Source organism: Frateuria sp. Soil773 (assembly GCF_001428405.1).
Lineage (GTDB): Bacteria > Pseudomonadota > Gammaproteobacteria > Xanthomonadales > Rhodanobacteraceae > LMSL01.
Genome location: NZ_LMSL01000039.1, coordinates 39,838 through 60,110 on the forward strand (window position 1 = coordinate 39,838; position 20,273 = coordinate 60,110).

13 protein-coding genes are annotated in these 20,273 nt (G+C 70.5%); 7 read left to right on the forward strand and 6 right to left on the reverse strand.

Features of this window, described 5'->3' with window-relative positions; translation table 11 throughout:
* Positions 1 to 2,610 carry a heavy metal translocating P-type ATPase gene (locus ASG87_RS12150; RefSeq protein WP_056005303.1) on the reverse strand — a complete coding sequence of 870 codons (2,610 nt, stop codon included), beginning with the start codon at positions 2,608 to 2,610 and terminating at the stop codon, positions 1 to 3.
* On the reverse strand, positions 2,607 to 3,032 hold the full coding sequence (locus ASG87_RS12155; protein WP_056005306.1) for a heavy metal-responsive transcriptional regulator: 426 nt from the start codon (positions 3,030 to 3,032) through the stop codon (positions 2,607 to 2,609). The genes ASG87_RS12150 and ASG87_RS12155 overlap by 4 nt, the downstream gene beginning before the upstream one ends.
* Positions 3,033 to 3,364: 332 nt before the next feature.
* Between ASG87_RS12155 and ASG87_RS12160 the strand changes: the two genes are divergently transcribed.
* From ASG87_RS12160 to ASG87_RS12180, 5 genes are all read left to right on the forward strand, one after another.
* The gene (locus ASG87_RS12160) at positions 3,365 to 5,371 is read left to right on the forward strand and encodes a TonB-dependent receptor (RefSeq protein WP_056005309.1); all 2,007 of its coding nucleotides are present in this window, start codon (positions 3,365 to 3,367) and stop codon (positions 5,369 to 5,371) included.
* 755 nt (positions 5,372 to 6,126) lie between these two features.
* Complete coding sequence (locus tag ASG87_RS12165) at positions 6,127 to 7,029, forward strand: CsgG/HfaB family protein (protein WP_235499655.1); 903 nt, start codon at positions 6,127 to 6,129, stop codon at positions 7,027 to 7,029.
* Between the two features lie 504 nt (positions 7,030 to 7,533).
* Positions 7,534 to 8,004 carry an OsmC family protein gene (locus ASG87_RS12170; protein ID WP_056005314.1) on the forward strand — a complete coding sequence of 157 codons (471 nt, stop codon included), beginning with the start codon at positions 7,534 to 7,536 and terminating at the stop codon, positions 8,002 to 8,004.
* A 4-nt stretch (positions 8,005 to 8,008) separates the two neighbouring features.
* On the forward strand, positions 8,009 to 8,965 hold the full coding sequence (locus ASG87_RS12175) for a pirin family protein (protein WP_082582934.1): 957 nt from the start codon (positions 8,009 to 8,011) through the stop codon (positions 8,963 to 8,965).
* Positions 8,962 to 9,369, forward strand: coding sequence for an OsmC family protein (locus tag ASG87_RS12180; RefSeq protein ID WP_157511062.1), 408 nt, complete (start codon positions 8,962 to 8,964; stop codon positions 9,367 to 9,369). The genes ASG87_RS12175 and ASG87_RS12180 overlap by 4 nt, the downstream gene beginning before the upstream one ends.
* Before the next feature lie 42 nt (positions 9,370 to 9,411).
* On the opposite strand, the gene ASG87_RS12185 is transcribed toward ASG87_RS12180, so the two are convergent.
* Both ASG87_RS12185 and ASG87_RS12190 read right to left on the reverse strand, forming a co-directional pair.
* Positions 9,412 to 11,442 carry a trehalase family glycosidase gene (locus tag ASG87_RS12185; protein WP_157511063.1) on the reverse strand — a complete coding sequence of 677 codons (2,031 nt, stop codon included), beginning with the start codon at positions 11,440 to 11,442 and terminating at the stop codon, positions 9,412 to 9,414.
* 110 nt (positions 11,443 to 11,552) lie between these two features.
* Entirely contained in the window at positions 11,553 to 14,108 is a 2,556-nt protein-coding gene (locus ASG87_RS12190; protein WP_056005320.1) for a TonB-dependent receptor, read from the reverse strand.
* Between the two features lie 635 nt (positions 14,109 to 14,743).
* Here ASG87_RS12190 and ASG87_RS12195 point away from each other — a divergent pair.
* Positions 14,744 to 15,463: a FadR/GntR family transcriptional regulator gene (locus ASG87_RS12195; RefSeq protein ID WP_056005323.1), complete on the forward strand. Its 720-nt coding sequence runs from the start codon at positions 14,744 to 14,746 to the stop codon at positions 15,461 to 15,463.
* A 211-nt stretch (positions 15,464 to 15,674) separates the two neighbouring features.
* Here ASG87_RS12195 and ASG87_RS12200 read toward each other — a convergent pair whose 3' ends face one another.
* Together ASG87_RS12200 and ASG87_RS12205 are read right to left on the reverse strand one after the other, a co-directional pair.
* Complete coding sequence (locus ASG87_RS12200; RefSeq protein WP_056005326.1) at positions 15,675 to 17,003, reverse strand: aminotransferase class III-fold pyridoxal phosphate-dependent enzyme; 1,329 nt, start codon at positions 17,001 to 17,003, stop codon at positions 15,675 to 15,677.
* Positions 16,996 to 18,018, reverse strand: coding sequence for a phosphotransferase (locus ASG87_RS12205; RefSeq protein WP_056005329.1), 1,023 nt, complete (start codon positions 18,016 to 18,018; stop codon positions 16,996 to 16,998). Before ASG87_RS12205 ends, ASG87_RS12200 begins: the two co-directional genes overlap by 8 nt.
* A gap of 81 nt (positions 18,019 to 18,099) precedes the next feature.
* On the opposite strand from ASG87_RS12205, the gene ASG87_RS12210 reads away from it, so the two are divergent.
* Positions 18,100 to 20,247 carry a beta-galactosidase gene (locus ASG87_RS12210; protein WP_056005332.1) on the forward strand — a complete coding sequence of 716 codons (2,148 nt, stop codon included), beginning with the start codon at positions 18,100 to 18,102 and terminating at the stop codon, positions 20,245 to 20,247.
* Positions 20,248 to 20,273: the final 26 nt, after the last annotated feature.

Here is a 20,273-nt window from a genome sequence, read left to right on the forward strand (position 1 = left end):
TCACAGCGGCACGCGGCGCAGCCTGAGCGCGTTGCTCACCACCGACACCGACGACAGGCTCATCGCCAGCGCGGCCACCATCGGCGACAGCGTGATGCCGAGCAGCGGGTACAGCACGCCGGCCGCCAGCGGCACGCCGACCGCGTTGTAGGCGAATGCGAAGAACAGGTTCTGGTGGATGTTGCGCACGGTGGCCCGCGACAGCGCGCGGGCGCGCACCAGCGCGGTCAGCTCGCCCTTCACCAGGGTCAGTTGCGCGCTCTCCATCGCCACGTCGGTGCCGTGGCCCATCGCGATGCCCACGTCGGCCGCGGCCAGCGCCGGTGCATCGTTGATGCCGTCGCCGGCCATCGCCACCCGCCGCCCCTCGGCCTTGAGCCGTTTCACCACCGCCGCCTTGTCGGCCGGCGACACGTCGGCGTGCACTTCGTCGATGCCCAGCTCGCGCGCCACCGCCCTGGCGGTGACGGCGTTGTCGCCGGTGAGCATGACGATGCGCAGCCCCTCGCGGTGCAGCGCCGCGAGCGCCTCCGGCGTATCCGGCTTGACCCGGTCGGCGACCGCGACCAGGCCGGCCAGCACGCCGTCCACCGCCAGGTGCATCACGGTGGCACCGTCCTGGCGCAATTGCCCGGCCTTCGCCGCCGCGTCCTCGCCCGGCGCGATGCCAAGTTCCCGCAACAGCCGCTCGTTGCCGAGCGCGACCACGCTGCCCTCGACGCGGCCCGATACGCCGCGGCCGGTCAGGCTGCGGAAATCGTCCACCGCCGGCAGCCGCTCCCCGGCGGCCTGCACGATCGCCCGCGCCAGCGGGTGCTCGCTGGGCCGTTCCAGCGCGGCGGCCAGGCGCAGCAGGCGCTCGCGCGGCACGTCGCCGAGCGGCAGCAGCTCCGTCAGCGCCGGCCGGCCTTCGGTCAGGGTGCCGGTCTTGTCCAGCACCAGCGTGTCGATCCCGCGCAGCGCCTCGATCGCCCCGGCATCCTTGAACAGCAGGCCGTGCCGCGCGCCGCGCCCGCTGGCCACCATGATCGAGATCGGCGTGGCCAGCCCCAGCGCGCAGGGACAGGCGATGATCAGCACCGACACCGCCGCGATCAGCGCATGCGTCAGCCTCGGGTCCGGCCCGAACCAGGCCCAGCCGGCGAACGCGAGGACGGCGCAGGCCACCACCGCCGGCACGAACCAGGCCGCCACGCGGTCGGCCACGCGCTGCAGCGGCGCCCGGCTGCGCTGCGCCCGCGCCACCAGGGCGACGATCTGCGACAGCAGGGTGTCCGCGCCGATCCTTTCCGCGCGCATGCTCAGCGCGCCGTCCAGGTTCAGCGTGCCGCCGGTGAGCGGATCGCCCTCGGCCTTGGGCACCGGCATCGGCTCGCCGGTGAGCATCGATTCGTCGACGTGGCTTTCGCCGGACAATACCGCGCCGTCCACCGGCACCTTCTCGCCGGGGCGCACGCGCAGCACGTCGCCGGGGCGGACCTCGTCCAGCGGCACGTCGGCCTCGCCGCCGTCGGCGGCCAGCCGGTGCGCGATCTTCGGCGCCAGCCCCAGCAGCGCCTTCAGCGCCGCGCCGGTACGGCGGCGTGCACGCAGCTCCAGGAAATCGCCCAGCGTGACCAGGGTGACGATCACCGCCGCCGATTCGAAATACACCCCCACGCGCCCATGCGCGTCGCGCAGGCCGGCCGGGAAGATGCCGGGCAGCAGGAAGGCCGCCACGCTGTAGGCCCAGGCGACGCCGGTGCCCAGCGCGATCAGCGTGTACATGTTCGGCTGCCAGGGTTTCAGCGAACGCCAGCCGCGCGCGAAGAACGGCGCGCCGCCCCACAGCACCACCGCGCTGGACAGCAACGCCTCGACCCAGCCGGAAATGCGGTCCCACGGCATCGGCCAGTGCCAGCCGAACAGGTGCGGCCCCATCGCCAGCACGAACACCGGCAGGGTCATCGCGGCAAGCAACCGGAAGCGTCGCGTCATCGCGCGCAGCTCGCCGCCGTCGTCCTCGTCGGCGCTTGGCATCATCGGCTCCAGCGCCATGCCGCACTTCGGGCAGTCGCCGGGGCCTTCCTGCCGTACCTCCGGATGCATCGGGCAGGTATAGATCGTGCCGGGGATCGCCGCCTCGACCGGGCGTTCGCCGAGATAGCGCTCCGGCGCGGCCACGAACTTCCCGCGGCAGCCGGCCGAACAGAAGTGGTAGGCCACGCCGTCGTACTCGGCATGGTGCTTCGCGGTGAGCGGATCGACGTCCATGCCGCAGACCGGGTCCTTCGCCTTGCCGGCATGGCCGTGGCGTCCATGGTCGTGGCCGTGGTGTCCGTGGGCATGACCGTGGTCCGCATGCGCGTGCGCTCCGTCGTGCGCGCGCGCCGCAGGCGCCGAACGGCAGCCGCCGGCCTCGTCCTGCCGGCGGCCGGAAGCCGGATAGTCGTCCGGCGCGGCATCGAACCTGGATTTGCAGCCGCCACAGCAGAAATGGAACACCTGCCCCGCATGCTCCGACCGGTGCGCGCCCTTGGCGGGATCCACCGCCATGCCGCAGACCGGATCGACCGCCATGCCGTCTCCCGGCCTGCCGCTGGCGGCGCAGCATGCGCCCTGTGCGCTCATGGCTGCGCCTCCTCGTCGGTCAGCGCGCGCAGGATCGGGCATTGCTCGGGAGCGCCGTGCCCGGGACACGAGGCGATCAACTGGGCCAGCCCGTCGCGCACGCGCTGCAGTTCGGCGATCCGCACCTCGATCGCCTCAAGACGCTGCTCGGCCCGCTGCTTCACCGCCTTCACCCCGCGCCGCCGGTCGGCCGACAGCGCCAGCAGGTCGCGGATCTCCTCCAGCGTGAAACCCAGGTCCTTGGCGCGCCGGATGAAGCGCAATTGCGCCACCGTGCCCTCGCCGTAGCTGCGGTAGCCCGAGGCCCGCCGCAGCGGCTCGGGCAGCAGCCCCTCGCGCTCGTAATAGCGGATCGTGTCGATAGCCACGCCGACGCGCTTGGCGACGGCACCGATGGTGAGCGAAGCGTTTTGTGTGTTCATGCCCCAAAGTCTAGACCTTTGATCAAGGTCCAGAGTCAAGCACTCCCAATTTCTCCAAGGGAGCAGCCGTGCCCGTCCGTCACCTTCGTCCTCGAACCAGTCCCCCCGTGAAGCGCGCACCCGAAAGATCTGCCGGTGTCGTTCCGCAATTTTCTACGCCATTCCGCTCAATGCAACGTCATCCACGGCGCGTGCGCCGGCACCTGCTCTCCGAAGGACCTGCCGGCGGGCGGGCATGACTAATTGCACAGGCTCGGCCATTTATTGTTACGATATAACATTACATCGAAAGAACTTGCTGCAATCCCGCGGCCTTCTGGGGACCCCATCCAATGCGCAACACCCTTCTCGCCATCGCCATGGCCTCCCTTCTCGGAACCACCCTGCCCAGCCTGGCTGCGGCCCCGCCCTCATCCGACGATGCCGCGGCGCCCGACACGACGGCGAAGAACAAGGCCGTGCAGGATCTCGATCGCGTCGTCGTCACCGCCGTGCCGCTGGGCCAGAGCGTCGACCGGATCGTGCACCCGGTAGCCGTGCTGGCCGGCGCGCAACTGGACGACGCCAAGGGCGTCTCCCTTGGCGAAACCGTATCGAACATCCCCGGCGTGCAGACCACGGCGCTGGGCACCGCGGTCGGCCGCCCGGTGATCCGCGGCCTCGACGGCCCGCGCGTTTCGGTACTGGAGAACGGCCTCGCCTCGCAGGACGTCTCCAACGTGAGCCAGGACCACGCGGTAACCCTGGAACCGTTCCTTGCCGACCAGATCGAGGTGCTGAAAGGCCCCTCCACCCTGCTCTACGGTTCCGGCGCCATCGGCGGCGTGGTGAACGTCGTCGACGGGCGCATCCCCGAGAAGGCGCCGGACAACGGCTTCGCGGGCCGCGCCGAGGCGCGCTACGACAGCGTCTCCGAAGGCAAGACCGGCATGTTCCGCGTCGACGGCGGCAACGACGCTTTCGCGCTCCACGTCGACGGCATGCATCGCGACAACGGCAGCTACGACATTCCCGGCGGCACGCTCGCCAACAGCCAGGTCAAGACCACCGCCGGCGCCGTCGGCGCCTCGCTGCTCGGCAGTTGGGGCTACCTGGGCATGTCGGTCGCGCGCTTCATGGACAACTACGGCAGCCCCGCCGAACCGGGCGATCCGGCCGAGGGCGAAGACCCGGTCACCATCAAGATGGCGCAGACCAACTACAACCTCAAAGGCGGCCTGGTCGATCCGTTCTCCGGCGTCTCGAAGATCGAGTTCAACCTCGGCCACAACGCCTACCAGCACGTCGAGTACGAAGGCGCGGAGCCTGGAACCACCTTCAGCACCGACGGCAACCAGGGCCGCCTGATCGTCTCGCACCGACCCGTTGCCGGCTGGGAAGGCGCCATCGGCGTGCAGACCGAGCACAGGAAGTTCTCCGCGGTGGGCGAGGAGACCTTCGTGCCCGCGACGACCACCAAGAACGTCGGCGTGTTCCTGACCGAGCAGCGCGATTTCGGCCCGGTCAAGATCGAGCTTGGCGCCCGCCGCGACAAGCAGAGCAGCGAGCCGGAGAACGGCAACAAGCGCGACTTCTCGCCCAACAGCTTTTCCGCGGGCGCCGCCTGGCGGTTCGCCGAACACTGGCATGTCAGCCTCAACCTCGACCATGCCGAACGCGCGCCGGCCGAAGAGGAACTCTTCGCCAACGGCCCGCACGAGGCGTCCGCCACCTTCGAGGTCGGCAACGCCAACCTCGACAAGGAAGCCTCCAACCAGGCCGAGCTGGGCCTGCACTTCCATGGCGATGCCGTCGAAGGCAAGGTCGCCGTCTACTACAACCGCTACAGGAATTTCATCTACCTCGCCGACACCGGCGAGATCGACGACGACCTGCCCGTGCGCATCTGGTCGCAGAACGACGCCAAGTTCCGCGGCGCCGAGGCGGAGGCCACCTTCCACCTCGCCAAGGACACCCACGGCAACTGGGACCTGCGCGTATTCGGCGATACCGTCCGCGCCACGCTTGCCGACGGCGGCGGCAACGTGCCGCGCATCCCGGCCGGACGCCTTGGCGCGCAAGTCAACTGGAGCGCCGGCGACCTGCGGGCGAGCCTCGGCGCCGTGCGCTACTTCAAGCAGGACAAGACGGCCGAGTTCGAAACCGATACGGCCGGCTATACGCTGGTCAACGCGCACTTCGCGTGGACCTTCCACGACGATGCCCGCAGCCAGTGGGAGGCTTTCCTCGACGGCAACAACCTGACCAACCAGACGGCCCGGCCGGCGACATCCCTGTTCAAGGATGTCGCACCCTTGCCCGGCCGGAACATCTCGGTGGGCCTGCGCGCGTATTTCTGACGCCGGCCGGCCCGGGCACGCGCCGGCCGGCGCGTGCCCGGCGCCTCGTTGCCCGTCGCTGCAATCGATCGCCGCCCTCCCGGCGAAACCGAGAGAAAACGGCGGTCCCGTCGCCACGGCGCCCTGTGCGGAGCAGCCGCCGGTATCCCCAGGCATCGCCGCCGATGGCCGCACCGCCCGCTCCCGGCATCCCACCCTCAGGGGATGCGCCGGCGTGAGGATTCGCGCAAGGCAGCGATCGTGGTCCCGAATGAAAGCGCCGGAACTGCGCGCCCTCGCCGTCACATGGTGGCGCGCGACCCGGCAACCAACACGTGCCCGCACGCACGGATTGCGCCCACAGGTTCCAGCGCAGCCGGTCAGTCACGGATGCTCTCCGTCATGCGCATGCCCTCTGCCGACGGCGTCGCGCAATACCGCCGGCTTCGTCGTGGCCGCTTCCGGAACCGGGAAATCTCCGCGCCGTCTTCGACTCGCAACGGCACGCCGGCCATGCGCTGCCATCTGCCCTGGATGCGTGGCCGAGGCGGACAAAAATCCTTGCGCGAAACCCGCTCGATCCCGCATCGGGCCTGCAATTGACACTTTCGTCACTCTCTTGCGAGGATGCCGCCGAATCGGGAACGCTTCCCGATTTCCAGGGGGCCTGCCGTCCGGCCGGCAAGCGAGTCGCTCGCAAATCACACAGGAAGGAACAGATGGATCCTCGCAAGAAGGTTGCCATGAAGGGCAGCGCATGGAGTCTGGCGTTGACGATGGCGGTTTCGCTCTCTGCGCACGCCTCGAGTGCGCAGGACCAGCGCGCCGAACAGATGACGCAGATTCCCACCTGCGCCACCAGGATCGGCACGCTGGCCGTCGAAGAGCCGGAGCGCGGCGTGGACTGGTGGAGCGAGCGCCAGCTCCCCTCGCCCACCAAGCTGATCAAGGTGTTCGTGGCCAAGTCCGGCTGCTTCACGCTGGTCGACCGCAGCGCCGGCATGGACATGGCGATGCGCGAGCGCAGCCTGGCGTCGAGCGGCGAACTGCGCGCCCGCTCCAACCTCGGCAAGGGGCAGATCAAGGCCGCCGACTACGTGCTGGTGCCCGACCTGGTTTCCAGCAACCGCGACGCCAACGGCGGCTCGGTAGGCAGCGTGCTCGGCGGCCTGCTGGGCAGCAGCAAGATCGGCCGCCTCGCGGGCAACGTCGGCTTCTCCAGCAAGACCGCCGACGTGGTCCTCACCCTGACCGACGTGCGTTCGTCCGAGCAGGTCGCCATGGCCGACGGCAGCGCCAAGAAGAACGACATCAGCTTCGCCGGCAGCGGTGCGCTGTGGGGCTCCAGCGGCTTCGGCGGCGCGGGCGTGGGCGGCTACGCCAACACCGAGATCGGCCAGGTGATCACCATGGCCTACCTGCAGGCCTACAACAAGCTGGTCGGGCAACTGGGCTCGCTGTCGTCCAACGCCGCCCAGTCGAACGCGCAGCAGGCGGTGACCATGCTCAAGCCGGGCCGCCTCCTGGCGACCGCCACCGGCGGCGCGGCCGTGCGCACGCTCGATCCGGGCATGATGCTCTACCCCACCGGCAACAAGAAGGGCGTGATGTGGGAAGTGGAAGACGAGCTTGGCAACAAGGGCTGGGTCTCCTCGGCCCTGCTGGAACTGTCCAAGTAGGCGGCGCGCGCCGCCCCGGGTAGCAGGACGCCCGCCCGCGCCCCACGGCAAGACCCGCCCGGGGCCTGGACCCGCCACGGCCGGCCGTGGCGGCGGGCCCGATCAGGAAGGACCGTGATCCGGCCGAAGGCGTCGACGCCGGCCGGATCGCGGATTTCGCAGGCATGCCCTCTCTTCCGGTCGCCGGGACGACCCGGAACCGCATGCCGTCGACGCGCCCGCCATCCCCATCCCGCCGCAGGCCACGCGAGCGACGGCCGCATTTCGCCCGTCCATGGCATCCCGGCGATCCCGTCGAAACACCGCTTCGTGAGGACCGGCCCGGCGCCCGGCACGAGCCGCCGCGTGCCCGCTTCCTGTGCCCGGCAATCGTCGGGGCCACGATTGCGAGCGGCCGCCCCAGCGTGCGGCAATGCCTGCATAGGCTCCGCCGTGGGCGCTTCATTTCCGCTGCACGCCGCCGGCCGCTATCTTCGGCGGCACCTCCCTGTGCATGAACCGCCCATGGCCTCCGACAGCACCGTCATCGCCGCGACCGGCGCCACGCCGTACACCACCGCCCTCGCCGATGGCCGCGGCCACCACTGGCTCGGCGACGAGCCGCGCGGACTCCAGGGCGCGGATGCCGGCCCCACGCCCACCGGGCTGCTGCTCTCCAGCCTCGGTGCCTGCACCGCGATCACGCTGAAGATGTACGCCCAGCGCAAGGGCTGGCCACTGGAGGATGTGCAGGTGGCCCTGCGCCTCAACCCGGACGGCGCGCCGGCCGACGGCCACAACGACATCCAGCGGCAGGTGGCGTTGCACGGTACGCTGACCGCCGCGCAGCGCGAGCGCCTGCTGGCAGTGGCCAACGCCTGCCCGATCCACAAGATGCTGAGCGGCGAGATCCACATCGCCACGGCCCTGCTCGATCCCCAGGCCGCGTCCGTCCACGCAAGCTTCCAGCGCCCGTGCATCCACAACCAAGGGTGATCCCATGACCAACACCGCACCCCAGTCCGCGCCGTCGGATTCCCACGACGGCCAGCCCTGCCCCGGCCATCCCGTATTGGAGCGCATCGAGACGCGCGGCGCCGAGGTCGGCCTGCTGCCGATCCACCGCGCCCTGCCGAACCGCCAGCGCCGCATGGTCGGCGCGTGGTGCTTCCTGGACCACGCCGGCCCGATCGACTATGCGGCCGGCCAGGGCCTGCGCGTGGGGCCGCATCCGCACATCGGCCTGCAGACCTTCACCTGGATGATCGAGGGCCAGATCATGCACCGCGACAGCCTCGGCTTCGAGCAGGTGATCCGCCCCGGCCAGGTCAACCTGATGACCGCCGGCCGCGGCATCGCCCACGCCGAGGACGAAGCCTCGCCCGAAGCCGGGCGCCTGCATGCGGTGCAGTTGTGGATCGCACTGCCCGAGGCGGAGCGCCACCGCGAGCCGTCGTTCGAGCACTACCCGGACCTGCCGGTGATCCACGAAGGCGGCTTCCGGGTCACCGTGCTGGCCGGCACGGCCTTCGGCCAGCGTTCGCCGGCCGAGGTCTTCTCGCCGCTGGTCGGCCTCGACCTGGCCGCCGCCGGCCGCGCCAGTACGCGCCTGCCGCTCGAACCCGGCTTCGAGCATGCCGTGCTCGTGCTGGCCGGCGAGGCCCGCGTGGAAGGCGAGTCGCTGGCGCCGGACACCCTGCTCTACCTCGGCACCGGCCGTCGGCACCTGCAGGTGGAATGCGACGCGGCCTGCCGGCTGGTGCTGGTCGGCGGCGAGCCGTTCGGCGAGGAGATCCTGCTGTGGTGGAACTTCGTGGCGCGCCGCCCGGAGGAGATGGAGGAAGCCACGCTGGCCTGGAACGAGCGCCGCCGTTTCGGCGAAGTCCATGGCAGCCCGTCGCCGCGGCTGGTGGCGCCGGACGTCGCCGGGCTGCACCTGCGCGGAGCCCGCCGGTGAAGACCATCGCTCGCGCCGAGGTCCGCTCCGCCGGCCCGCATTACCGCCACGACATCCGCACCGGCGCGCATGCGCTGGTCGCCGACGAACCGTTCGCGCAGGGCGGCCTGAACGCCGGCCCCGCTCCTTTCGACTATGTCCTGGCCGGGCTGGGTGCCTGTACCGCGATCACACTGCGGATGTATGCCGAGAAAAAACGCTGGGAACTGGGCGAGCTGACGGTCGGTCTTGAACTCCAGCGCGACATCGACGGCAACACGCGCGTCCAGCGCACCCTGCGTGCTGGAGCCGTGCTGGACGACGAGCAATGGACGCGCCTGCTCGACATCGCGGCGCGGACGCCGGTCACCCTGGCCCTGCAAAACGGGATGACCATCGCCACGCGGCGCGCGGGCGCCGGCTGATCGGCGCCGCGGCCGGCACGACCGGCGCGGGCCGGGCATCGGCTACTCCGCCGCCCGCGGCGAACGCGCCGCGCCCTGCGGCTGCATCAGCAACAGGTAGCTGGCGGCGGACCAACTGAAGTTGCGCGACTGGTAGCCGCGGCCGGTCAGCGGATCGTAGTTCTCGTACATCGGCGCCTGCGCCGCCAATCCTTGCGCGTTCAGCACCAGCCGGCTGGCCATGGCGTCGGCCTCCCTGGCGTAGCCGTAGCGGCGCAGCGCCGCCACGCCGAAATACGCCTGGTCCATCCACACCGGGCCGCGCCAGTAGCCCTTCACCGGCGAGAAGCGGGGATCGTTCCTGGCCAGCGTGGGAAACGGCATGGTGGTGGCGAAGCGGTCGGGGTCCAGCATCACGCGCGTCACGCCGCGCGCCTGGGCGGCATCCGCCAGGCCGGCCCACAGGGGCGTCCAGCCTTCCGGCCCGTAGACGCGCACCAGCTCGCGGCTGCCCAGCCGGGCATCGAAGAAATAGCCTGCCGCGGCGTCGAACATCCGCGCGCCGATCGCCCGCCCCAGCGTGTCGGCCTCCTTGCGCCACATGGCCCGGTCCTGCGCCTTGCCGAGCACGCCGGCGATCTCGGCCAGGTCGGCCTTCTCGCGGTACAGGTAGGCGTTGAGGTCGACCGATTCCTGGTCCAGCGACCACGCGCCCTTGCCGTTCTCCAGCATCTTCGCCGCGTCGAAGCGGACCGCGTTGTCCATGCCGCTTTCCCAGGCCGCGGCGATCCGGGTGCCGTCGGTTGAGCCGAACTCGGCCAGGCCGTTGCCGTCGTGGTCGCGCGCCTGGAACCACCAGCGGTGATAGCGCACCAGCTTGTCGTACATCTCGGCGAGGAAGGCCTTGTCGCCGGTGGCACGGTAGATCTCCAGCGTCGCCCAGGTCGCCAGCGGCGGCTTGGTGTCGCGCCAGTTGTCGTCCGCCTTGTCCAGGAAGACGCAGTCGGGAACCATGCCGTCGGCGCCCTGGTAGTCGAACATGGTGCGCATCTGGTCGCGCGCCAGGTCCGGCGCGAAATGCGCCAGCGCGGCGGCGTGCTTCCACGAATCCCACGCCCAGAAGCCGTTGAAGTCGGGATTGGAGTACGACGGCACCACGCCGTCGTGGCGCAGGTCGCCGCGCGCCGCACGCCAGTTGCCCAGCAAGGTCTCGACCGCCTTCAGCGCCACGTGCCGCGCCGTTGCGTCCGGCACGCCGGCCAGATGCTGCGCGTCGGCGTACTTCAGGTAGCCGGCCCAGCGGGCGCGGTTGGCCTTCCAGGCCGCCTCCGGATCGGTCCCGGGCGGCACCTCCGAGCGCGCGTCGTAGCGCAGCGCCTGCGCGACGAACAGCGTGGCCGTCCGGCCGGGTTCGAGCCGCAGCGGCCGGTCCAGCGCGATGCGATAGCCGCTGCCGGCACGCGAGGCGCGCGCCGCGTCCGCGCCCGCCAGCAGCGTGGTGAGCAATTGCGACTCCGAGCCGTCGAAGCGCTGCGTCACCGTGCCGCCGGCGGCGTCGAGCCGGGCGCCCTGCGTGGGCAGCACGCTGCCCTCGACCGCCAGCTCCAGCGAGCGGCCGGCCGTGGCGGTGAGTTCGATCTTCACCAGCGCGCGCCACGAGTCCGGGAAGAACAGCGTCTGGCGCACCGCCAGCCCCGGCGCCGTATAGCTGCGCACCAGGTAGCCCGGGCCGGCATGGCTTGCGTCCGGCGCCAGCGCCAGGTCGCGGCCGGCCTCGCGCAGCGCGAGCCGGGCGAAGCGGTCGCCGGTCCATTGCCCGCCCTTGAGGCTGTGCACGAACGGGCCGGCAAAGCCCGTGGACGCGTCGCTGGCCGGCGGCAGGCTATAGCCGTGCCAGGCGCCCGCGTCGAAGAAGATGTTGAAGCTGCGGTCGCGCGCATCCTTCGCGGCGCCGTGCAGGTCCAGCACGTCGAGATGGCGCGGGACGTCGCCGCCGGTCGCGGGCGCGGCGTAGGCGGGCGTCGCGCCGCCCGCCAGGGCCAGCGCGGCGACAAGCGCCACCGCGATTCGGCGTTTCGTGGAAAGCTGGATCACATCGGGCTCCTGTGTGCTTGCGGCGCGTCGTCCGCCGCATGGCGCCGGCCGGCGGAACGGCTGGCGCCATGCAGGTTAGCGAAAGGCGGCAGCGCCACCAACGCGGCCGGTCAGAACTGGTACTTGGCCTGGAAGTTGTACTCCCGCCCCTCGATCGAGCGTGCGAGGATCACCCCGCCGCTGCTGGCGAAGCCGAACAGGCGCGCGTTGCCCTCGGTGATGCCGATCTCGTTGGTGATGTTGCTGCCGCGCAGGGTCAGCACCCAGTGCTTGCCGACGTTGGCGATCGCGCCGATGCTGATGTCGTGGTATTGCCCCAGCGGCTGCTGCTCGATCTGGTCGCCGTAGCGGTTGCCGACGTGCTCGTAGGTGACCCAGAGCTTCACGCTGCCCCAGCCGGTGGGGATCAGGTAGGCCGGCGTGAGGCGGTACTGCACCTTCGGCTGGCGGTCCAGCGTCATGCCGTTGATGCTGGTGCACTGGTCGCTGCCGTCCTGGGCCACGTAGGGTACGCAGTCGGCGTAGTCGGAGTAGTGGCCGTCCATGTAGTTGCCGCTCAGCGCGACCGAGAAGTTCTCGAACGGCTTGACCGTCACCGCCGCGTTGAGGCCCTTGGTCACCGAGCCGTAGACCAGGTCGACCCGGCCGGTGGGCAGGTTGATCGAGTACGGCACGCCGTGGAACAGCCGGCGGTAGGCGCTGACGTCGGCGAAGATCCAGGGCGCCTGGTACTTGAAGCCCACCTCCATGTTGTTGATCTTCTCGATCGGCGCGTCCGGCAGGCTCGCCACGTCGTCGAAGCTGGGCAGGAACACGCCGCGGTTGACGCGCGCGTAGGCGCTCATGTTGTCGTTGATCGTGTAGTTCGCGCCGATCGTCCAGGACGGCGCCGTGCGCGAGCTGGAGGGGCGCCGGTAGCTGTCGATCAGGTACCTGGCGTTGTTGTTGTAGACCGTGTCCGGATTGGCGTCGAGGTCGCCCGAGGCGGTGTTCTGGCGCCAGCCGTCGATCTTGTCGTGGTGCACGCGCACGCCGCCGTCCAGGCGCCACTTGCCGATGTTCCACTCGTCGGCCAGGTAGAACGCGGTGGTGGTCGCATGCCAGTGCTCGTTGAACGCCATCCACGACTGCGGCTGGCTGTTCCAGTACAGGCCCTGGCCGTCGGTGATGGCGTAGCGGCGGGTGCCGTCGGACAGGGTCACCACGATCGGGTCGGGATTGTTGCGGGCCTGCAGCAGCATGTTCAGGCCGGCCTCCTCCGAGTGCTCCTCGGAGTACACCGCCGTGTAGTTGCCGAAGGTGAGCCGGTTGCCCTCGAACAGCTCCTTGCTCAGGCGGAATTCGTTGCTGATCGACTGGATCTTCTTGTGGATGTATTCGGGGTTCTGGACGGTGACGTTCTCGTTCATGTCCGCCGGGCGGCCGTCGCGGTAGGTCGCCGTGGCCGTCATGCCCGCGGGCAGGCCGAACGAATCGGCCGCGTCGTCGATGAAGTTGCCCAGCGTGGTCGGGTTGTCGCCGGTGCTGAAGAAGGCGGTGGTGTCCATGTTGCCGGCCACGAACAGCAGCTTGTCGGAGAGCGACCAGCCGCTGTCGAAATCCAGGTCCAGGTTGCCGCCCAGCATGTGCACGTCGCCGCCCTGGCCGTTGGCCATGTCGATGCGGTGCCCGGCCGGCGAGCAGCCCGCGGTGAAGCACGGCGCCAGCTCGAAGAACTGGCGGCGGTTGGCGTTGCTGCCGAAGGTGCCGGTCAGCGGGTCGAAGCCCGGGTACTTGGAGAACTTGCCGGGGCCGGGGTTGAGGATCGGCGTGTCGGTGACGAACTGGTTCTTGTCCTTCAGCGCGCGCGCGTAGAACATCACCGAGCCATGGTCGAGGTCGTGGCTCAGCGTGGCGGTGAGCTGGCCGCCCTTGTCGGCCGCGAACTCGGGGTCGCGCACGCCGTCTGACTTGCGCCAGAAGCCGCCGATGCTGCCGTACCAGCCGCTGTCCTTGCCGCCGATGGGGAAGCCGTAGAAGCCGTCGAGGCGCACCATGCCTTCCGAGCCGTAGGTGACGCCGATGTCGCCGGTGGGCGTGCTGCTGCCCTCGCGCAGGATGAAGTTGGCGATCAGGCCCGGCTGGCCGTTGCCGTACAGCACCGAGGTGCCGCCCTGCACCGCTTCGAGGCGGTCGATGGTGTCGTCCAGGCGGACCATCGCGTCGGTGAAGTAGTCCCATTTCGGGAACAGCGGCGAGCCGTTGAGCTGCATGGTGACGAACGGGGCGCCGCTGTCCGACGGGAAGCCGGCCACCTCGATGTTGGCGCCGGTCTGGCCGCCGGAGGATTCCGGGTAGATGCCCGGCGACACCTTCAGCAGGTCGGCCACGCTGACCGGGTTCAGTTCCTTGATCTGCTGCAGCGTCGCCGTGGTGATCGAATAGCTGGCGTCGATCTTGCGGATGCCGCCGGCCGCCGAGTTGCCGGTGACCACCACCTGGTCAAGGGTCTGCGCGGTCTTCTCCGCGGACGACGGATGCTGCCGCTGTTCGGCCGCCGGCTTCGTCTGGGGCGGCGGCGCGGGGTCCTGCGAAGGCGCGTCCTGGGCATGCAGCGCGCCGGCCACCAGCACGGCGCCGATGGCGGTGGCCAGGGCCCGCCGGTCGAGCTTCTTCCAAGCATTCATTTCGAGAGTTCCTCCCCGGAACGTGTGAACGGTTGCGTTCTTCGTGGCTTCGGGCAGGCGCGACGGCGCGCTGCCCGGGATTGACCAACCTCGGTTGTCCGACATCGCTGTCCGGCGTCCGGCCGGCGCCGCTCCTGGTCGCATGCCGCGCTTCCCCGGGCATGCCCTGCATCCTAACGCAGATTTTTCTATTTGTACTACAATAGTACAATACGTCAAAAGTAACGGACCCGGGCCGGGCATCGGCAATGGCGCGGTCGGCCATCGCACCGCCCATGGCGACGGCGAGCCGGCCATCGGCATGGAACGCAGGCAGCCCGCATGGGCGGGAATCGGGGCGCGGCAACGCGAGGCACGCCGGACAACCCCCGCGGCCGGATGCACCATCCGGCGAGCCGGAACGACATCCGACGCTGCGGCAAGGAAGGCGGCAGGCAGGGGCGCGAGGCACGGCTCCATAGCGGCACGCCCGCCCGCTCCCGGCGAAGACGCGAACTGAAACCGGGCCGCTGTCTGTATAGTTACCGGAGGACGCCGCACCGCGGCACGCGAAGGCGTCCGCCACCACCGGCGGCGCCCGGGGCATGCCGCACGCCCCGTGGCGGATGCCACCTCCCGCGAGAGAAGAATCCAGCATGAAAGCGACGGATCCACGCAGTCTGCACGGCCAGGTAGTCCGCGAACTGGGCACGAGGATCGTGGGCGGCGAGCTGAAGCCAGGCGACGTGCTGCCGCGCGAGGACACCCTCGCCGAAAGCATGCAGGTGAGCCGCAACGCCCTGCGCGAGGCGCTGAAGGTGCTGGCGGCCAAGGGCCTGATCGAGGCCCGCCCGAAGACCGGCACCCGGATCCGTCCCACCGAGGCGTGGAACCAGCTCGACGCCGATGTGCTGTCCTGGCGCTGCGCCACCATGCCCACCGACGACTTCATCGAGAAGCTGGTGGAGATGCGCGAGGTCATCGAGCCGGCGGCGGCCGCCGCCGCCGCGCAACGCCGCAGCGACGGGCAACTGGCCGAGATCGACAGCGCCTACCGCCAGATGGAACTGGCGCCGGACGCCAAGGCATGGGCCGCCGCCGACCTGCGCTTCCACAACGCCGTGCTGCGCGCCACCGGCAACGAGCTGATGGCCTCGCTGTTCTCGGTGATCGAGAGCGTGCTGGGGATGTTCTTCGTGCTGTCGGCGCAGACGGCCGGCGACTTCAAGTATTCGCTGCCGCACCATCGCAAGGTGCTCGACGCGATCCGCCGCAACCAGCCCGAGGCGGCCCGCCGGGCGATGCAGGCGATGATCGACGATTCGCGCGCCAACCTCGCCAAGCGGCGGCGCAGGAACGGACGCAAGGCGCGCTGAGCGCGTCTGACGTCGCTCCGTTCCGCTGCGTACGGCGGTGTACGGTGACGGCGGTCATGCGGCTTTCTCTCGGTGTTTCGCGCGGCGTTTTCCGGAGCAGGTCTGTGCAGGCGGAAGTCCATGCCCCCTAAGGCACTGGATTCCAGCTTTCGCTGGAATGACGGCGGAGGCGACGGCGGGGCGGCGGCGAGGGGCTGCGCGCGGCGCCGCATCAGGCCTCGCGCAGCGCCGCCTCCAGCTTGTGCAGGAATTCCTCGGCGTTGGCCTGGCTGAACACCACCGGCGGCTTGATCTTGAGCACGTTGTCGTCGGGGCCGTCGGTGGAGAGCAGTACGTGGCGCGCCTTCATCGCCTCCACCACCGCACGCGCGCGCGCCGCGTCGGGCTGCCGTCCGGCGCGGTCGCGCACGAACTCCGCGCCGATGAACAGGCCGCAGCCGCGCACGTCGCCGATCGCCTCGAAGCGCCCTTGCAGCTCGCGCAGCCCGTCCATCAGGAAATCGCCCACGCGCAGCGCGTTGGCCTGCAATCCTTCTTCCTCGATCGTGTCCAGCACCGCCAGCGCGATGGCGCAGGACACCGGGTTGCCGGCGAAGGTGTTGAAGTACTCCATGCCGGTGACGAAGCTGGCTGCGATTTCCTGGGTGGTGACCACCGCGCCGACGGGGTGGCCGTTGCCGATCGGCTTGCCCAGCGTGACGATGTCGGGCACCACGCCCTGCCGCTCGAACGCCCAGAAGTGGTCGCCCGCGCGGCCGAAGCCCACCTGCACCTCGTCGGCCAGGCACACGCCGCCCGCCGCGCGCACCGCCGCGTAGACCTCGGCCAGGTAGCCGTCCGGCGGCACGATCTGCCCGCCGCAGCCGAGCAGCGACTCGCCGTAGAACACCGCCGGCGCCACGCCGCGCTCGCGCAGTTCCCCGATCGCCGGCGCCGCCAGTTGCCCGTAGCGGCGGCCGGCATCCGGCGTGTCGCCGTAGCGGCCGCGGTAGACGTCGGGCATCGGCAGCACGGCCACGTGCGCGCTCTGCCCCGCTCCGCCCTTGCCGTCGAACTTGTACGGGCTCAGCTCGATCATCGAGGGCGAGTGGCCGTGGTAGGCATGGTCCACCACCAGCGCACCCTGCGCCCGCGTGTGCGCCCGCGCCAGGCGCAGCGCCAGGTCGTTCGCCTCGGTGCCGGAATTGGTGAGGAACACCACCGACAGCGGCGCCGGCAGGGTTGCCGTGAGCCGCAGCGCGTACTCGACGAGGTTATCGTGCAGGTAGCGGGTGTTGGTGTTGAGCCGCGCCATCTGCGCCTGCCCCGCCGCGACCACGCGGGGATGGCAGTGGCCCACGTGGCACACGTTGTTGACCATGTCCAGGTAGGCCTGCCCGTGCTGGTCGTACAGCCATACGCCTTCGCCGCGCACGATCTTCAGCGGCTCGCGGTAGGCCACGCTGAGCGTCGGGTTGAGGTGCTCGCGGCGCAGCGCGAGGATGTCCTCGTTGCTGCGTTCCGGCGCGATGCGCGGGGCGGGAACGGGAGTCTCAGTCATGGCTCGATTCCAGGAAGGGGCGCACGATGGCGTCGCGCTCGACGCCGGCCAGCCCGAGCAGCAGCCGGCGCACGCCTTGCTGCGACACGAGCACGAAGGGGTTGTCCGGCTGCTCGCGCTGGCTGCGCGTCGCCATCAGGACGCTCTGGCACAGCCGTGCCAGGATGAACCCGTGCAGGCTTTCCAGCTCGCGGCGCAGCAGCGGCTGCTCGGCGAGGTAGCCGCCGACGATGCGCTGCGCGCAGCCGACCGGGTCGGCCTCGTGCTGCATGGCGTAGGTGCAGGCGATCGCCAGGTCGGCCAGGCGGAAGCTGGTGCACATGTCGCCGAAGTCGATCACCGCGCTGACGTGCTTTCCGCCGGCGCCGTCGTCCGCGACGATCACGTTCAGGTCGTTGGCGTCGTTGTGCAGCACCGCCACCGGCAGTTCCTCGCGCCAGCGCGGCAACGCGGCGCGGAAGGCATCGGCCTCGGCCTGCACGACGGCGCGCACGTCCGCCCCGGCGACGTGGCCGGCCTCGTCCGCGAGGGCCGGCAGCCGCATCAGGTTCCAGTCGTGCGTGCGGCCGGCGGCGGGATGCTCGAAGCCGGCCAGCCCGCGGGTCAGCCGGCCCACCGCGCGCCCCAGGCTTGCGTGCAGCGCCGCGCGCCGGTCCGGCGCCAGGCCGCCGACCGATGCCGCATAGGTCGCGCCCGGCACGTAGCTGAGCATGCGCACCAGCAGGTCCCGGCCGGCGACCGGCACCGTCAGCAGGTGCCCGCCGTCCGCCGCGGGCTGGACCCGCGGGCAGCCGAGGGACGGCTCGCGCGCCGCCAGCGCCATCATCGCCCGGTTTTCCAGGTCGATGTCCTGGCGCGACCAGGACGGATGCGCCACCTTCAGCACGTAGTCGCCGCCATCGGCGCGGATGCGGAAGTTCTGGTCCGCGTAGGATGGCAGCGGGCTGGCTTCGCCATGGATGCGCCAGTGGCGCCGGGCCAGTTTCAGGGCTTCGTCCGTCGTCAGGATGTCCATCGTCCAGCTCGCTCGCCGGGATTGCGGCAAGTCCAATGGTAGTATAATTTGACAAATTAATCCGACCCTCAAGGCTAGCCCATGTTCCGACCCTTGCTCGCCACGGTCCTCGCCACCGCCCTGACGATCTTCGGCACCGCCGCCGCGGCGGCCGGCCAGCCGCACGCCCAGGGCGCCGCCCTGCTGCACCAGCGCGAGCCGATGAGCTTCGGGGTGTTCTACTACCCGGAACAGTGGCCGCGCGGGCAATGGCAGCGCGACCTGGACGGGATCGCCCGGCTCGGCTTCGATTTCACCCACATGGCCGAGTTCAGCTGGACCTATCTGGAACCGGAGGAAGGCCGCTTCGACTTCGCCTGGCTCGACCACGCGATCGAGCTGGCGCACAAGGCCGGGCTGCGCGTGATCCTGGGCACGCCTTCGGCCGCGCCGCCGGCATGGATGGGCGAGCGCTACCCGGAGGTCTACCGCGTCGACGAGCACGGGCAGCGCCACGAGCACGGCATCCGCGCCGAGGTCTCGCTGACCAACCCGCGCTACCGCGCCTTCGTCGCCAGGGTGGTCGCCGCGATGGCGCAGCACTACGGCCACGATCCGCGCGTATGGGGCTGGCAGGTCGACAACGAGCCGGGCAGCTTCCCCGATTTCAGCGACAGCGCGCGTCGCGCCTTCCAGGGCTGGCTGCGCGAGAAGTACGGCAACGTCGACGGGCTCAACGCGGTCTGGAGCGGCTCGTTCTGGAGCAGCCGCTACACCAGCCTCGACCAGGTGCTGCTGCCCAACGCGACGCTGGCCGCGGAGGACAAGCTCAGCCCGCACGCCCTGCTCGACCTGGCCCGCTTCCAGGCCGACATCACCGCGCGCTTCCTCGACGAGCAGGCGCAGATCATCAAGAAGTACGCCGACCCGGACCAGTGGGTGACCACCAACTACACCAACGTCACCACCGCGACCGACCCGCGCCGCACCCGCAAGCTGGATTTCACCACCTTCACCCTCTACCCGGTGGCCGGCGGCAACGCCCTGGGCGGCGACAGCTACGCGATCGGCCGGCCGGCCAACCTGATGGAGGCCGCCGCCTACTTCCGCCCGATCACCGGCACCTTCGGCGTGATGGAGCTGCAGCCGGGCCAGGTCAACTGGGGCGGGATCAACCCGCAGCCGGCGCCGGGCGCGGTCGGCATGTGGATATGGCACGCGTTCGCCTCCGGCGCCTCGCTGCTGAGCACCTACCGCTACCGCCACCCGCTGCGCGGCAGCGAGATGTACCACGAGGGCATCGTCGGCACCGACGGCGTGACGCTGTCGCGCACCGGCCGCGAGTTCGTCGACGCGATGCACGCGATCAAGGCGCTGGAGGGCAAGCTGGACGACCGCGCGCGGCTGCCCGCCGCGATGGCCGCGCGCTCCACCGGCTACCTGTGGAGCCACGACGTGTTCTGGGACCTGGAGATCCAGCCGCAGACCACGCTGTGGCATACCTGGGCCTACCGCAACGGCTACACGCTGGCGGTGAAGAGCACCGGCGCGCCGATGGATTTCGTCGCCGAAGGCGACGACTTCGACCGCTACCCGTTCCTGATCGCGCCGGCCTACCAGATGGTGAGCGAGGCGCTGGCGCAGAAATGGCGGCGCTACGCGGAGCGCGGCGGCCACCTGATCCTCACCGCCCGCACCGGCCAGAAGAACGCCCTTGGCCACTTCCACGAAGGACCGTGGTCGGCGCCGATCCTCGACCTGATCGGCGCCGACGTGGACGGCTTCGACATGCTGCCGTCCAGCGCCGACGGCAACGTCGAAGCGGGCGGCAAGCGCCACGCGTGGCACCGCTGGGCCGACATCCTGTCGCCGCGCCCCGGCACCGAGGTGCTCGCCACCTATGCCGACCACTACTACGCCGGCAAGGCGGCCGCCACCACCCGGCGGCTCGGCAAGGGCAGCGTCACCATGATCGGCGTGTCCACCGACGACGGCGCGCTGGAGCGCCAGCTCGTGCGCGACGCGTACCGGCGCGCGGGCGTGGCGATCGAGGACCTGCCCACCGGCGTGTTCCACGAATGGCGCGGCGGCTACGACTTCATGGTCGACTACAACCCGCAGCCGTTCTCGCCCGCGCTGCCCGCCGGCGCGAAGATCGTGCACGGCCAGCTGCCGCTGGCGCCGGCGCAGGCGGTGGTCTGGAAGGACGCGGCTTGGAAGGGCGCGGCGCGGAAGGACGCCTCGCCATGACGCGCAGCGCGCAAACCGTGCCGGCT

Coding starts and splice junctions, on each gene's coding strand:
- ASG87_RS12155 (WP_056005306.1), bottom strand. CDS start 3,032: ATGAACACACAAAACGCTTCGCTCACCATCGGTGCCGTCGCCAAGCGC.
- ASG87_RS12175 (WP_082582934.1), top strand. CDS start 8,009: ATGACCAACACCGCACCCCAGTCCGCGCCGTCGGATTCCCACGACGGC.
- ASG87_RS12195 (WP_056005323.1), top strand. CDS start 14,744: ATGAAAGCGACGGATCCACGCAGTCTGCACGGCCAGGTAGTCCGCGAA.
- ASG87_RS12210 (WP_056005332.1), top strand. CDS start 18,100: ATGTTCCGACCCTTGCTCGCCACGGTCCTCGCCACCGCCCTGACGATC.
- ASG87_RS12150 (WP_056005303.1), bottom strand. CDS start 2,610: ATGAGCGCACAGGGCGCATGCTGCGCCGCCAGCGGCAGGCCGGGAGAC.
- ASG87_RS12170 (WP_056005314.1), top strand. CDS start 7,534: ATGGCCTCCGACAGCACCGTCATCGCCGCGACCGGCGCCACGCCGTAC.
- ASG87_RS12190 (WP_056005320.1), bottom strand. CDS start 14,108: ATGAATGCTTGGAAGAAGCTCGACCGGCGGGCCCTGGCCACCGCCATC.
- ASG87_RS12200 (WP_056005326.1), bottom strand. CDS start 17,003: ATGACTGAGACTCCCGTTCCCGCCCCGCGCATCGCGCCGGAACGCAGC.
- ASG87_RS12165 (WP_235499655.1), top strand. CDS start 6,127: ATGGCGGTTTCGCTCTCTGCGCACGCCTCGAGTGCGCAGGACCAGCGC.
- ASG87_RS12160 (WP_056005309.1), top strand. CDS start 3,365: ATGCGCAACACCCTTCTCGCCATCGCCATGGCCTCCCTTCTCGGAACC.
- ASG87_RS12205 (WP_056005329.1), bottom strand. CDS start 18,018: ATGGACATCCTGACGACGGACGAAGCCCTGAAACTGGCCCGGCGCCAC.